10 protein-coding genes are annotated in these 15,063 nt (G+C 63.7%); 3 read left to right on the top strand and 7 right to left on the bottom strand.

Annotation, left to right across the window (positions count from 1 at the left end; translation table 11 throughout):
• Positions 1-80 precede the first annotated feature (80 nt).
• Positions 81-1,700, bottom strand: coding sequence for an NADP-dependent glyceraldehyde-3-phosphate dehydrogenase (locus tag CAG46_RS11500; RefSeq protein ID WP_085615468.1), 1,620 nt, complete (start codon positions 1,698-1,700; stop codon positions 81-83).
• Positions 1,701-1,848: 148 nt separating this feature from the next.
• Positions 1,849-5,676: a leucine-rich repeat domain-containing protein gene (locus CAG46_RS11495; RefSeq protein WP_085615470.1), complete on the bottom strand. Its 3,828-nt coding sequence runs from the start codon at positions 5,674-5,676 to the stop codon at positions 1,849-1,851.
• A 161-nt stretch (positions 5,677-5,837) separates the two neighbouring features.
• Between CAG46_RS11495 and CAG46_RS11490 the strand changes: the two genes are divergently transcribed.
• Positions 5,838-6,620 (top strand): AraC family transcriptional regulator, encoded by a 783-nt coding sequence (locus tag CAG46_RS11490; RefSeq protein ID WP_085615472.1) that lies wholly within the window; start codon positions 5,838-5,840, stop codon positions 6,618-6,620.
• Positions 6,621-6,879: 259 nt separating this feature from the next.
• On the opposite strand, the gene CAG46_RS11485 is transcribed toward CAG46_RS11490, so the two are convergent.
• A complete protein-coding gene (locus CAG46_RS11485) occupies positions 6,880-7,467 on the bottom strand; it encodes a LysE family translocator (RefSeq protein WP_085615474.1) in 588 nt (195 codons plus the stop codon).
• 395 nt (positions 7,468-7,862) lie between these two features.
• Between CAG46_RS11485 and CAG46_RS11475 the strand changes: the two genes are divergently transcribed.
• Complete coding sequence (locus tag CAG46_RS11475) at positions 7,863-9,434, top strand: TerC family protein (RefSeq protein ID WP_085615478.1); 1,572 nt, start codon at positions 7,863-7,865, stop codon at positions 9,432-9,434.
• Here CAG46_RS11475 and rarD read toward each other — a convergent pair.
• Positions 9,397-10,284, bottom strand: coding sequence for an EamA family transporter RarD (gene rarD / locus CAG46_RS11470; RefSeq protein ID WP_085615480.1), 888 nt, complete (start codon positions 10,282-10,284; stop codon positions 9,397-9,399). The genes CAG46_RS11475 and rarD overlap by 38 nt on opposite strands.
• Before the next feature lie 32 nt (positions 10,285-10,316).
• Entirely contained in the window at positions 10,317-11,903 is a 1,587-nt protein-coding gene (locus tag CAG46_RS11465; RefSeq protein WP_085615482.1) for an EAL domain-containing protein, read from the bottom strand.
• 299 nt (positions 11,904-12,202) lie between these two features.
• Here CAG46_RS11465 and hppD point away from each other — a divergent pair, with 299 nt between their 5' ends.
• Positions 12,203-13,279: a 4-hydroxyphenylpyruvate dioxygenase gene (gene hppD / locus CAG46_RS11460; RefSeq protein WP_025339331.1), complete on the top strand. Its 1,077-nt coding sequence runs from the start codon at positions 12,203-12,205 to the stop codon at positions 13,277-13,279.
• Between the two features lie 39 nt (positions 13,280-13,318).
• Here hppD and CAG46_RS11455 read toward each other — a convergent pair whose 3' ends face one another.
• Positions 13,319-14,104: a CSS-motif domain-containing protein gene (locus CAG46_RS11455; RefSeq protein WP_256575075.1), complete on the bottom strand. Its 786-nt coding sequence runs from the start codon at positions 14,102-14,104 to the stop codon at positions 13,319-13,321.
• A 133-nt stretch (positions 14,105-14,237) separates the two neighbouring features.
• A complete protein-coding gene (locus CAG46_RS11450) occupies positions 14,238-14,918 on the bottom strand; it encodes a type 1 glutamine amidotransferase domain-containing protein (protein WP_085615484.1) in 681 nt (226 codons plus the stop codon).
• Positions 14,919-15,063 lie beyond the last annotated feature (145 nt).

The following is a 15,063-nucleotide window of genomic DNA, read 5'->3' as shown; positions in this document are numbered from 1 at the left end:
TGGCGCCCTGTTGCTTAGAGTCGTTTGCGCGGATGGAAAATCGACAGGGGTGATAGACCGATTCTCTATAAACGCGGCGGTCAGAAGATGTAGTCGGTGGTCAGGAAACTCGACTGCCGGTTGCGAATGATCTCGCTGATCAGTTCCTTGTTGGCCTCCTGGAAGCGCGTTGCGACCAAGGTGCGGATCGAGAACACACGCAGGGCGTCATGTACCGACAGGGTGCCTTCGGCGCTGTTCTTGCGGCCGTTGAACGGGTAGGTGTCGGGGCCGCGCTGGCATTGCGCGTTGATGTTGATGCGCCCGACCTGGTTGGCGAAGATGTCGACCAGGCTGCCGATGGTCGCCGGGTCATTGCCGAACAGGCTCAGTTGCTGGCCGTAGTCGGAGTCCAGTACATAGTCGATCACCGTCTGCAGGTCGCGGTAGGGCACTACCGGCACCAGCGGGCCGAACTGCTCCTCGTGGTACACGCGCATGTCGCTCTTCACCGGGTACAGCACGGCCGGGTAGAAGAACGAGCCACGGCTGTGCCCACCACCTTCGTTGAGCACGCGTGCGCCCTTGGCAGTGGCGTCGGCGACCAGGCCGTCGAGGTAGTCGACCTTGCCGGGCTCGGGCAGCGGCGTCAGGGCAACGCCTGGCTCCCAAGGCATGCCGGGCTTGAGCGCGGCCAGCTTGCGCTGGAACTTGTCGAGGAAGGCATCGACCACGTCCTCGTGGACGAACAGGATCTTCAGCGCCGTGCAACGTTGGCCATTGAATGACAGCGCACCGGTGACGGCCTCTTCGACGGCGTTGTCGAGGTCCACCTGGGGCAGCACGATGCCCGGGTTCTTGGCATCCAGCCCAAGCGCGGCGCGCAGCCGGTGCGGGCGCGGGTGCAGCTTCTTCAGGTCGCTGGCGGCCTTGTGCGTGCCGATGAAGGCGAACACATCGACCTTGCCGCTGGCCATCAGCGCGCTCACCGTTTCCCGGCCACGGCCGTAGATGACGTTGATCACCCCCGGCGGGAAGCTGTCACGGAAGGCTTCGAGCAATGGCCGAATCAGCAGCACGCCGAACTTGGCCGGCTTGAACACCACGGTGTTGCCCATGATCAGCGCCGGGATCAGCGTGGTGAAGGTTTCGTTCAGCGGGTAGTTGTATGGCCCCATGCACAAGGCCACGCCCAGTGGTGCACGGCGGATCTGGCCCAGCGTGCCCTGTTCCAGCTCGAAGCGGCTGGAACGGCGGTCGAGGTCCTTGAGGGCGTTGATGGTGTCGACGATGTAGTCGCAGGTGCGGTCGAATTCCTTTTCCGAATCCTTGAGGTTCTTGCCGATCTCCCACATCAGCAGCTTGACCACGGCCTGGCGCTGTTCACGCATGCGCGCCAGGAAGGTCTCGACATGCTGGATGCGCTCGGCCACGCGCATGTTCGGCCAGGCGCCACGGCCTTTGTCGTAGGCCTGCACGGCGGCATCGAGGGCGGTGAGCGCGGTGTCGGCATCGAGCAGCGGGGCGCTGCCCAGCACTACCTGACGCTCATCGTTGCCTTCCTTGAGCCAGACCGGGCTGCGCACCGTGGCCAGGGGGCCGTCCCAGCGCCTGAGCTCGCCGTTCACCAGATAGTCGCGTTGTTCCAGGGGGGCTTCCAGGCGCCAGGTTTCCGGGATGTTCTCGGCGCTGGGGAAGAGTGAATCGAGCAGACGGTCCATGGGTACTGCACCTCACATTGCTGGGCGGGTTTCAAGCCGGGGTGAATCGCTTCAGCTAGGAGCATGCACCGGCCACCGGAAAAACACCAGTCTGGCTTAACATGGCGGCAAATGCCTGCCTGTTGTGCAGGCAGGCACCCGGGGGCGGTCAAAGCGGGAGGTTGAACAGGTCGTACGGTGGGTGCGTCAACCATTGCTGACGCAGGGCGGGGTCTGCCTCGATCAGGGCCAGGCGCCGCCAGAACTCTGCACGGGCTTGCCTTGGGTGGGACAGGAACGGTTCAAGTTCAAGCAAGGGCCTGAGGTCGCGCCGATACTGCAGCGGCAAACGCTGCCACAGGGCCAGTTCTGCCGGGCCGGTCTGTTCGAAGAATTCCTGATAGTCGCTTGCGCATACCATCAGGTCCACCTGATGCGCAGCGTTGTAAGCCTCGATCTGTGCAACCACGGGGGCGCCCAGCCATTCGCTTTCCAGGCGCAGCGCCTCTGCGACCGGCCTTGGCACGGTGAAACCGTCTGGCAGCCGCAGCAACTGGTTGTCGGCAATATCCACGATGATGGGCTCGATCATCTGGTCCAGGCCTTGCGGCAATTCGCTGAGCGCACAGTCGTTCAGGAACAGCGTCCTCAGGTAGGCCAGGCCGCGCAGGTCCGGGGCCTGCAGCAGTGGGTTGCCCGAAAGGTCCAGTACTACAAGCCCGGAGCAGCGGTTCAGTGCCTGCTGGGCCTGGCTACTCCAGGTAATGCGGTTGCCTTCCAGATCCAGCCAGGCGAGGCGCTCAGGGTTACCCAGGCGGGGCACGGTGTCGAACCGGCAGTCCGCCAGCAGCAGGCGATTGAGGTTGGGGAAGCGCTCGTAGAACCCGGTTGGCAACTGGCTGAGCGAACGGTTGTAGCTGAGTGACAGGTGCTGCACATGGGTGAAGTCGTCTGGCAAGGCCAGGCTGGCCAAGTCCTGGTTGTCCAGCTCCAGGCCGGACAGGTCCAGGCTGTGCAGGCTGCCACCCCCTTCAAGCGCTACGGTCGACAGCCGCCGCCAGGCGTTGAGGATGGGGCGGATGGCCAGGTGCCGCTGGTGCGGGCGCTGCGGATCGGGCCGGGCCCATTCATGCAGGTCGCGGCGCAAAGTATCCAGACGCTGCTGCAGGTCGTGCAGCCGCTGTGTGGGTGAGCGAATGTCATCGACGTACGGGTTGTCCTCGTCGTTGCCGAGCCAGTTTTCGAATTCCCAGTCGGTGGCGTCGGGGAACAAGCGCCGATAGGCCCCGGCCAGCGAGCCTGCCAGGCGCGGCTGAGGCGGTTCGGGGTCAAGCGGCCGACCGCCGCGCAAGCTGCCCATGGGCTTGCGCAGCAGCGCGCGATGACCCCAGAGGCGTTGGGCCAGTGTCTGTCTGTGCAGGTCGACCCAACCCCGTACGCGCTGGCGTAGCGAGCTGCCATCGGCCGTCGGGATACCCAGCGTATCGCGATGCGAGCGTGGCAGTGCCTGCTCTATGGCACGGCAGAGGTCCGGATCAAGCGGTCCAGGTGCAGGGTGCTCGCCCCGGTCGACCTCATAGCCTTCGGCCGTTTTGATCACACGGCGCAGGGTGCTGGCCTGGTCGCTGCCGACATGCTCCAGCAAAGGGCCTTGGGGGCTTGCGCCATGCAGCTCCAGGCGCAGGTCCGCAGGCCAGTCGGGCATGGCATCCAGGGCGCTGAACAGCAGGCGTTCGCTGTCGCTGCTGGCCCGGGCTGGCTGAAGCACGCCCTCCAGGGCGCGTACCAGGGGCAGCTCGCTGTGCACCTGTTCCAGTGCCTGGCGAACCTGAATGGGTAGCTGACCCTGCTGTTGCCAGGCGAGCAATTCAGCCTCGCCCAGTGGTGTCAGCACACGCGTGGCCAGGGCAGGGGAAAGCCGCGGATAGGCAGCGAGCAGTTTCTGCGTTGACGGGGTGGTGGGCGCGCTGCCGTTGTAGAGGTGCTCGAACAGGCCCGGTGGGGCCCTGTCGGCCAACGCCTCTACCTCGGCCTGTGCCGCCATGCGTTGCAGGGCATCGAGCAACAGCGGGGGCGTTGCTCGGCCTTCCAGGTGCACCCGGCGCAACTGCGCGGCGTCGATGCCGCAGAGGCGGCCGGCTTGCGTCAGCTGTTCTGGCGTGAAAGCGGCATATGCAGGGCCGAGGCGGCGCGCCAGCTTCGCGAATGGCCACTGGCCGGGCTGTTCATGCTGGCCGCGCCAGGCACCTTGGGCATTGTGCGTCAGCGGTGGCTGCCAGGCGTCGGGCGTGTCGGGGTGAATGACCCGCCATTGCTGCAGGTCGTGATCGAAGCGTTGTTCGAAGAGCTGGCCGTCCATGCGGATGAAATACCGTCCCTGATACAGGTACTGGCCAAGTGCATTGGGCTGCAGGGTTTCGGGCAGTGTCACGGCACTGCGGTAGGGGGCGAGGTCTTCATTCCAGAGTCGGTAGCGCCCGTCGTTGCCGCGTACTTGCTGCAGGCTTTCCATCAACGGGCTGTTGAACAGCTTGGGCACGACCTTGCCCGCTGCCACGAACCCTCCGATCAGGGCCAGGTTCAGGCCAACCGCCTCCAGGTGGCGTAGTGCCAGGTGACGGTCGCCTTCATGCCAGGCCTGGTAGCCCTCGAAGGCCTCGCCGAGCAGTTGGCAGGCAGTGACGGCCAGCATCAGGGTGCCTGCACCCGGAACGAAGAACGCGGCAATACCGAGTGCATCCAGGCCAAGGCTTTCCCATTCCTCCAGGCGCCTGGTTCGCGCGTTGGCATCGGCCATTGCTGTCGGGACCGCCAGCAGGCTGGCTTCGTGCTTGAGGCGGGCCAGGTGCAGGTCCTGGTAGTGGCCGAAAGGCTCGGCCGTGATGGCCACGCGTGTGGGGCGCAGGTCCGCTTGCACTGCGCGCTGCCAAGGGCGGTCAAAGGCCGTGTTGCCCGTGGCGTCGAGGTTCTGCTGCAACAGGTCGAGAAAGTGCGTGCGTTGGTCCTGCCTGATGTACGCCGTGAAGGCTTGGCGGGCGTCGGGCTCCAGCAGCAAGGTCGCCAGCGTGTCGTGTACCGCGTCCAGGTTGCTGCATTGACGCAGGGCCGGGTCATGGCCGGGCAGGTACAGCGCCAGCCCCGCACTGCCGGCATCGATCAGCATGACCTCGTGCAGGGGCGTGCCGAACAGCGCCAGTTGCCAGCACCTCACGGCACCACCCTGCAACAGCTGTTCGACCTGATCGCGCGTGCTGCCGTCAAGCAGGTGCCGCAGATAGGCAAGGTCGGCCGCCAGGCGCAGGCGGTCTTTCTGAACCCTGATGGCCAAGGCTCGGGTAGCGGGCTGGGCAAGGTGTTGTTCCAGGTGGGCCTGGTAAGCCTCACCCAGGTCTAGGTCACGGCACTGTGTGGCGAAAGCGGCCGGCTCAAATGGCAGCCGTTCCACCTGATAGTGCTCCGACTGCAATGGAAAGTGCGCGACGGGTGATTGCATGCCGAAGGGGGCGGAGCCTTGCACCAGAATCGGCGTCACCTGAATGTTGTCGCCCAGGGCAATGGCACTTTCAGCGGTGAACACTTCGTCGCTGGCGAAGTTCTGCAGGGCGGCCTGTAGCAGGTTGTCGCGACGATGGCGGTAAAGATAGCGCAGGGCGGCCCAGTGCCAGTTGCGCTCGACCCGCAGCAGTTGGCTATTGCGCAGCGGCGCGTGAAAGCCTTGTTCGGCAAGACGCCGTTGCAGCAATGGCTCGGCGAATTCAGTGATCTGTTTCAGGCCTTTGAGCGAGCCGGCCAAGGCTGCTTGCGCCTGCATCAGGCGCGCCTGGCTGGCATGCACTGTGTCACGCAGGTCGGGGGCAGCATTGGCGAACCAGTCCTGCGCCCTCCACGGGACGATCTGGGTTCGCTTCAACGCGGCCCATTGATTGGGCGTTACCTGGCGCGCCCAGTGCGGCAGCTGCGCCTCGAGCAAGGGTTGATGAGGGTTGATGGCTGGCATGTCGATGCTCCTTTCATGCAAAGAGGGGGCATCAAACGGTATTTATCGATAGCCAAGTGGTAATGGGATAACGCGGTTGGATATATGGCCTGCGGTTGCCTGCTGATTCCGTGACAAGCGTGTAGTATCCAGGCGCATGGCAGCGGCGAGCGGGGTGAGGGATGATCGAAGTATCACGGTTCTGGCGCGACCCGGCGTTGCCCTTTGTCGAAGCCCGGAGGGTAGGGGACGGGCGCCAGGTGTGCTACGCCGCGCATTCCCACGAGAGCTTTTCCATCGGGGTGATCACGGGTGGGCGCAGCACCTACCTGTACGGTGACCAGTGCATCGAGGTAGCGGCTGGTGCCACGGTATTGATGAACCCAGGCGTGGTGCACGCCTGCAACCCCATCGCCGGGGAGCCATGGTCCTACCTGATGTTGTTCGTCGACATGCCCTGGTTGCAGGCGCTGGGGTTTGCCTTGCCGGCCCAGGCGTGGAGTAGCTCGCCGGTATTGTACCGGTGCCTGTTGCAGGCCTTTGCCGACCTGTTCGACGCCAGTGTGCCGGACCGCGAAGGCCGCCTGGCGGCACTGTTTGGCGCACTGCCGGGTTTGCTTGGCGGTAATGCCAGCGTGAACGACGAGGGCAACCCGCGACTGGACGCGGCGGCAGCGTTCATACGCGCCCATCGTGGCGACCCGCTGAGCCTGGACGACATCTGCGCGGCCTGCGGCCTGTCGCGTTCCTACCTGATTCGCGCGTTCCGCCAACGCTTCGGCCTGACGCCGCATGGCTACCTGCTCGACCAGCGCGTCCAGCTGGCCAGGGCGCAACTGCGCCAGGGCCGGGCAATCGCCGAAGTTGCGCAGGAGGCCGGGTTTGCCGACCAGGCGCACCTGCAGCGGGCCTTCAAGCAGCACCTGGCGGCGACGCCGGGGCATTACCGCAATGCATTCGGCTGAATTGCCATTTTGGCTGTGATGGCCCTATCGCCGGCAAGCCAGCTCCTACAGGTACAGCGTTGCTCTCGAGGTTGTCGCTGTACCTGTGGGAGCGGCCTTGTGTCGCGAAAGGGCCGCAACGCGGCCCCAGGATTGATGCGTGACAGTTGAAATTGCTGGGGCTGCTTTGCAGCCCTTTCGCGACACAAGGCCGCTCCCACAGGGGATCGCGCCACCTTTTGGAATTTGAGCAAGACAGCTGCTCCCACAGCCGGTGCAGCTAGCCTTGAATGACCAGATAAACCGCGCTGCCCACTAGCAGCACCGCCAAGCCTCGATTCAGCAGGCGCATGTGCCGTGGGTTGCCCAGGTATTGGCGAACCACGCTCCCGGCCCACGCCCAGCTGGCCACCGAAATGAAACAGATCGGCCCGTAGATCCAGGCAAACAGCCACAGCAACTGCTGCTCGCCGCCGGTGTAGGCACCCACCCCGGCCACCGCTGCCAGCCATGCCTTGGGGTTGAGCCATTGCATCGCCGCGCCGTGCCAGGCCGAGGGGGCCTGAGCGGGATGGGCATTGCCCAGCTGCCCATCGTCGCTGGCCAGCTTCCATGCCATGTACAGCAGGAACGCCACGCCGCCCCAGTGCAGCAGCAGGCCCAGCAAAGGCCAGCGCAGCAACAACTGATGCAGGCCCAGGCCGACCAGCACCAGCAACAGGCAGAAGCCCAGCGTGGCGCCAGCCACATGCGCCAGGCTGGCACGCAGGCCATGACGGGCACCGCTGCCCAGCGCAACGATGTTGACCGGGCCGGGAGAGATCGAGGCCGCCAGTGCGAAAGCGGCCATGGACAGGGACAGGCTCATGAAGGGGATCCGTTTGGTTGAGGGTGGCCTCCATGCTCGGGCATCGATAGCCTGCGGTATTGAAGAAAAGTACCTCACGCCCGGCCAGCGCATTTTTGTGTAGGAGCGGCCTTGTGTCGCGATCGGGCCGCACAGCGGCCCCCGGGTTTCAGCAGCGCTGCATCATTAGCTGGGGCCGCTGTGCGGCCCGATCGCGACACAAGGCCGCTCCTACAAGGTTGTTACAGGTTTTGTAATAGTTTTGCGCTATTACGGAGAGCTGCTGTACTTGTAGGATCGTTTTCCCAATTTGCTATCCAGGTCCATATGAGCACCTTCGCGGAGCCCCCCAGTCCCCGGCCTTCAAGGCCTTCCTTCTCCCGTCCTCGTGACGCTGCCCTCGTGAGTACCCGCTAATGGAATGGCTAGCCGACCCCACGGCCTGGCTGGGCCTGTTGACGCTTATCGTCCTCGAGCTGGTGCTGGGTATCGACAACCTGGTGTTCATCGCCATCCTCGCCGACAAGCTGCCGCCGCATCAGCGCGACCGCGCGCGGGTCATTGGCCTGAGCCTGGCGCTGATCATGCGTCTGGGCCTGTTGGCCAGTATCTCGTGGATGGTCACGCTGACCGCGCCATTGTTCGAGGTGTTCGACAAGAGCTTCTCCGGCCGTGACCTGATCATGCTGTTCGGTGGCGTGTTCCTGCTGTTCAAGGCCACCATGGAACTGCACGAGCGCCTGGAAGGCCATGTGACCCAGGCCAGTGGCGCGGTGCGCCACGCTGCGTTCTGGCCGATCGTTGCGCAGATCGTGGTGCTCGATGCGGTGTTCTCGCTGGACGCGGTGATTACCGCGGTGGGCATGGTCGAGCATTTGTCGGTGATGATGATCGCGGTGATCTTCTCGATCGGCATCATGATCGTTGCCAGCAAGCCGCTGACCCGCTTCGTCAACGCCCACCCCACGGTGATCATGCTGTGCCTGGGCTTCCTGATGATGATCGGCTTCAGCCTTACCGCCGAAGGCCTGGGCTTCCATATCCCGAAAGGCTACTTGTACGCGGCCATCGGCTTCTCGATCCTGATCGAGCTGTTCAACCAGCTGGCCCGTGCCCGCCGCAAGCGCAGCCTGCAGCAGCACCGGCCGCTGCGTGAGCGCACCGCGCATGCCGTGCTGCGCCTGCTGGGTGGCCGCCGGGTCGAGGCGGACGAGGTGGGCGAGGAAATCGCCGACCTGGTCGAAGGCGGTGAGGAGCAGGTGCTGTTCGACCGCCGTGAACGGGTGATGATCAGTGGCGTGCTGAACCTGGCCGAGCGGCCGATCCGCACGGTGATGACCGCCCGCGCCGAGGTCGATGTGATCGACCTGGCGCAGCCGGCCGACGCCATTGCCCAGGCCCTGGCCAATTCGCCGTACTCGCGCCTGCCATTGATCCGCGATGGCCGCGTGGACGAGCCGCTGGGCTTCGTGCACAAGAAGGAGCTGCTCAAGGAACTGCTGTCGGGTAGCCAGCCCGATCTGGAAGGCATGGCCCGGGTACCGCTGAACCTGCTGGAAAGCTTCAGCATCCTCAACGCCCTGGAGCAGATGCGAGGCCAGTCGACGCACATCGCCTTCGTCGTCAACGAGTTCGGCGACTTCACCGGCCTGCTGACCATGACCGATATCCTCGAGTCGATTGCCGGCGAGCTGCCGGATGCCAGCGAGGTCGAAGGCCCGGGCATCGTCCAGGAAGGTGAAGGCTTTGTGGTCAGCGGTGCGTTGAACCTGAGCCAGGTGCAGGCGCGTACCGGCTTCAGCGCCCGCGCCACCGAGGACTACCAGACCCTCGCGGGCCTGGTGATGAGCCTGCTCGACCGCCTGCCCATGGTGGGTGACCGCCTGGCCTGGAATGGCTGGACGCTGACCGTGGAGGCGGTCGAGGAGCGGCGGGTGCGCCAGGTTCGGCTTACACCGAGCGGCGACGTTGACGCAGCAGGTGCTTGAAGCCCTCGATCACCAGCACCAGCACCGCGGCCCAGATCGGCAGGTAGGTCAGCCACTGATCCGGGCCGATGGTTTCGCCCAGCAGCAGCGCCACACCCACCAGCAGCACCGGTTCGACGTAGCTGAGCAGGCCGAACAGGCTGAATGGAAGCAGGCGGCTGGCCAGCACGTAGGCGATCAGGGCCGAGGCGCTGATCGCCCCCAGGATCGGGATCAACGCATACAGCCCGGGGTGTGCCTGCAGATCGGCAGGGGACAGCGGGCCCTGGATCACGAAGTACAACGCCCAGGGCAACAGCAGGCACATGTCGCACCACAGGCCGCCCAGGTGTTCGGTGCGGCAGCGCTTGCGCAACACGAAGTAGATCGGGTAGCCGATCGTCACCACCAGGGTTTCCCAGGCAAAACTGCCATGCTGGTACAGCTCGTGGCCCACGCCCAGCGCGGCGCAGGCCACGGCCACCTTCTGCAGGCGTGACAGGCGCTCGCCATACACCAGCCGCCCGGTCAGGACCATGGCCAGCGGCAGCAGAAAGTAGCCCATCGACACTTCCAGGCTGCGCCCGTGCAGGGGTGCCCAGAGGAACAGCCACAGCTGCACGCCCATCAGCCACGATGTGGCGACCATGCCCAGTAACAGCAGCGGCGTGCGTTTTACCCGGGCAAGCAGTTCACACACCCGTTTCCAGTCTTTCGAGACAAGCATGAACAGGGTCAGGCAGGGCAGCGTCAACAGGGTGCGCCAGCCAAAGATCTCTTCGCCATCGAGCGGCGTGAGCAGAGAGGTATAGAAGTACATCACGGCGAACAGACAGGACGCCATGACCGACGAAAGAATGCCTTTTGACACGAATGCCTCGAATAGGGAATTGAGCGGGTGGATCAGCCGCGCATGATCTCAGGGGGCGCGGCTTGCGGCAACCGCGACGCAGCCGGGCGTGCCGCCAGCGCCTCGAGGAATTGGGCAGCCGGCATTGGCCTGGCGAACAGGTAGCCCTGCTGGAAGTCCACCTCGTGACGGGCCAGGTAGTCGCGCTGGGCTTCGGTTTCCACGCCCTCGGCAACGATGCCCAGGCCCAGCTTGGCCGACAGCTCGATGATGGTCTCGAGGATGTGTACCGACAGCGCGTCGGCACCGATCATGGCGACGAAGCTCTGGTCGATCTTCAGGTAGTCGACCTTGAACTGGCGCAGGTAGTTGAGGCTCGACTGGCCGGTGCCGAAGTCGTCCAGGGCAATCTTCACACCCATGGCGTCGAGCTTTTCGAACAGTTCCAGAGCCACCGGCGTGGCCTCGATCAGCTTGCGCTCGGTAAGCTCCAGGGTCAGCACCACCCGGCCTGGCGGGAAGTGCTGGAGGAAGGTGCGGCAGTCGTCCAGCAGGCTGAAGTCGCGGCAGTGGTCGGCAGTGATGTTGATGCCGATATGGAAACCGTCCTCCAGCAGCCCGGCATAGGGTGCCAGGTTCTGCGCGGTGTGCATCATCAGCGCACGGGTCATGGCGACGATCTGCCCGCTGTGTTCGGCGTAGGGGATGAACAGGTCGGGGCGTACCAGGCCTTCGCGCGGGTGGTTCCAGCGCATCAGCACTTCGGCGCCGGCCCAGCGGTAGTCGCCTTTGCGCACCACCGGCTGGAAGTACGGCAGGAACTCGTCGGCCTCCAGGGCCCGACGCAGTTCGGCACGGGGCGAGGTGGCGCGGCGAACCTGCCAGCGGCACACCAGGGCGGCCACCGCGCCCAGTACCAGCAGCAAGCCGAACAGGGCGGGGTAGTGGCTGCGCCACAGCTGGCCCTGCTTGTCGGCGCCGTAGCCGCCATGCACGCTGAACGGGTAACGGGTCGAGCCCAGCTGCACATTCGCGCTGGCCGCGGCAGGGGGCACGCCCTTGTGCACGATGCCATCCTTGCCCAGCCAGGCATCGCCCACGCGGATCTGCAGCTCTTCATCGGGGCCGATCAGGCGCAGCGCCGTCAGCAGGTGTTCGCCATCCACCGTACTGATCGCGCCGCGGTCGCCATCGCTGGCCCGATACACCAGCAGCGGGTGGCCTGGGGTGACCGAGTTGCCATCCATCAGCCACAGCTTGCCGTCGATGTAGTCGCCGGGGTTGACCGGCTCGTCGAATGCGCCGAACAGCGACGTGCAATAGAGGGTGTTGTGCCGGAACAGGTTGGTCGAGCGCACGAAGGCTTTGCGCGTGACCTGGGCGCGCAGCATGAGCTGGGCCTCGTCGCACGGGCTGTCGACAAGTGGCAGCAGGGCATTGGCAGCGCTGGACAGGTTGTCGAGAATGCGCTCGACGTGTTCCACCACCTGGCGGGCGGTGGCCTGGCTGCTGGCCTGCATTTCGCGCTCGATCTGCCAGTTCATCACGGCCAGGCCGCACGCCACCGGCAGCACGCCGACGACCCAGGGCAACAGGGTGCGCCAGCCGAAGCCGGCGCGGCGTTTGACGGTAAGGGGCATGCTGACCTGATCTGTAGGAAGGATTACGAGAGGATAGCCGCTTGTCGGAAGCCGTGAGCAACTAAAGCGCGACAAACCATTTTACGCAATGTAGAATCGATTTACGAATACAACAATAAGGTCCTTCGATACCGAAGGATCAAGCCCGCCGAGAATGGGTCCATATGACATACCATGGGTTCAAGCTGATAATAGGTGACTTCCTCGCCCGCAGCGTGCGGGGTATCCCGTGCTCACCGCCGTTTCCGTGCCACATCCCACGCAATCAATAATTTTTCGCTGCAGATGAGGACACGAACATGGCTGATATCTTCGACAATCCAATGGGCCTGATGGGCTTCGAATTCATCGAACTGGCTTCGCCGACCCCTGGCGTACTCGAGCCGGTATTCCAGATGCTGGGCTTCACCAAGGTGGCTACCCACCGTTCCAAGGATGTGCACCTGTATCGCCAGGGTGACATCAACCTGATCCTGAACAACGAACCCAAGAGCATCGCCTCGTACTTCGCCGCCGAACACGGCCCGTCGGTATGCGGCATGGCGTTCCGCGTGCGCAACGCCCACGAGGCCTATGCCCGCGCCCTCGAACTGGGCGCCCAGCCGGTGGAAATCGAAACCGGGCCGATGGAGCTGCGCCTGCCGGCGATCAAGGGCATCGGCGGTGCGCCGCTGTACCTGATCGACCGTTTCGAGGAAGGCAGCTCGATCTACGATATCGACTTCAAGTTCATCGAGGGTGTGGATCGCAACCCGGTGGGTGCCGGCCTGAAGATCATCGACCACCTCACCCACAACGTTTATCGCGGGCGCATGTCGTACTGGGCCGGCTTCTACGAGAAGCTGTTCAACTTCCGCGAAATCCGCTACTTCGACATCAAGGGTGAGTACACCGGCCTGACTTCGCGTGCCATGACCGCACCGGATGGCATGATCCGTATCCCGCTGAACGAAGAATCGTCCAAGGGCTCCGGGCAGATCGAAGAGTTCCTGATGCAGTTCAACGGCGAAGGCATCCAGCACGTCGCCTTCCTGACCGATGACCTGCTCAAGACCTGGGACGCCCTCAAGGGCTTCGGCATGCGTTTCATGACTGCACCGCCGCAAACCTACTACGAGATGCTCGAAGAGCGCCTGCCAGGTCACGGCGAGCCGGTAGATCAGCTGAAAGCACGCGGCATCCTCCTCGATGGCGCCTCCCAGCCTGACGACAAGCGCCTGCTGCTGCAGATCTTCTCCGAGACCCTGCTCGGCCCGGTGTTCTTCGAGTTCATCCAGCGCAAGGGTGACGACGGCTTTGGCGAGGGCAACTTCAAGGCCCTGTTCGAATCGATCGAGCGCGACCAGGTACGCCGTGGTGTGTTGAGCACCGACTGATCCCGAGAGTACCGCCGTCACGATTCGATGGCGGCGGTATCAACCCTTCTTCTTGCCCGAAATGGTCAGGCCCAGGTACATGATGAACATGCTGGCGACCCCGACCAGTACCAGCGAGGGCAGCACCTGGTGAAGGGATAGGCGAAACTCCTGGGCGGCGTACCCTTTTGGGTAGCCGCCGATCACCATGTAGCCATATTTCTGGGACACCGTTCGCTCGGTGAATTCGGCCTGGGAGGGGCGTCGTGCGTCGCGGCTGTCTCCCTCGCTCCAGATATACAGGTCGTTGAACTCCAGAAGCAATGTCAGCCCGTCCTGGAAAGCACGCAGTTCGTCACGCAACTGCCGACCGTATGCGGTTGCGATTATCCCGGGGTCGCTGTGCGGTCTCTGGATCTTGATGATCGCCGCGTTAGGCGACGATGGCGCGTCGAATGCCAGCTCCGTCTGCCGTCCGGACAGGGCAAATGCCGAGTTATACGCCAAAGGGTCCATGTCCGTCGCACAATAGGCTTGTTGGTCGCGGGTGAGTATCAATGAGCGAAGGTGCGGGCTGTTGGCGACTCTCTGCTCCAGCGTACCGAGCGCTTCGTCACAGGGCTTGCCTGCCAATGGCAGGATCAGGTCCAGATCGCCTTCCATGCGGCCCAGTGCCTGGTCGATGCTGAAAATCGCCTCCTGAACAGAAACCTTGGCATTCTCTTCAAGTTTTCTTTGCAACTGATAGTCCATCATCAGTAACCCGGATAGCACCGGTATTGCGCCGATGGACAATATCAGCAGTAGTTTCCGCCAGTTGATGCCGACACTCGGTATTGCTGCCATAGGACCGCCGCTCCGTTGAACCTTGCTGTTCGGGTTGAACAGGCCAGCGCTGATCCTATGTGCTTGATGACGCCCCCGGCTGTAGGCCAAAAGTGTTGCAACCTCACAGAAAAGCGGAACCTCGTTGTCGGCTTTACTTCAGCTTGGCGAGCACTTTTTCGGCCAGCTGGGCTGTGGAGGCGGGGTTCTGCCCGGTGATCAGACGATCATCGGTCACGACGAACGGTTGCCACGGGTCATCATGCTTGCTGTAGTTGCCACCGCGCGCGCCCAGCTCGTTTTCGGTCAGGAATGGGACCACTTTGTCCAGTTCGACCAGTTTCTCCTCGGTATTGGAGAAGCCGGTCACCTGACGGTCCTTGAGCAACAGGCTGTTGTCGCTGAGCTTGATGTTCAGCAGCCCGACAACACCATGGCAGACCGCTGCGACTATGCCCTTGTTCTCGTAGACCCGGCGTGCCAGGTCTTGCAACGGCTGGTTGTCGGGAAAGTCATACATCACCCCGTGCCCGCCGGTGTAATAGATGACGCGGTACTCATCGGCCTTCACCTGGCCAGGGCTCAAAGTGTTGCCCAGGCGGGCCATGAAGCGCTTGTCGTCATACCACTGCCAGTCCAGCTCGGGGGCCATTTGCAGGCTATGCGGGTCGACGGGTACGTAGCCGCCCAGCGGGCTGACATAATCGACCGTATAACCGGCTTTCTCGACTTTTTCGACAAAGTGCACGGCTTCCCCCAGCCACAACCCGGTCGCCCGTTTGAGGGTCGGATACTTGGCTGTATTGGTCAGCACCACCAGCATTTTCTTGCTCATGACCACGCTCCCGTCGGCAACCTGAATGGGCCGTTGCTCCCTGGCCCGAGGGAAAACCTAATGAGCATAGCTCTCAGGTGCAAGTACGCCATATTGCGTGGCGTGTGTTGTGCTACCGTGAACCACATTCACGGGGCGCCCGAAC

The organism is Pseudomonas sp. B23(2017) (assembly GCF_002113725.1).
Classification (GTDB): domain Bacteria; phylum Pseudomonadota; class Gammaproteobacteria; order Pseudomonadales; family Pseudomonadaceae; genus Aquipseudomonas; species Aquipseudomonas putida_Z.
The sequence above is the reverse complement of the archived record's forward strand: the minus strand, read 5'-3'. Positions and strand labels throughout refer to the sequence as shown.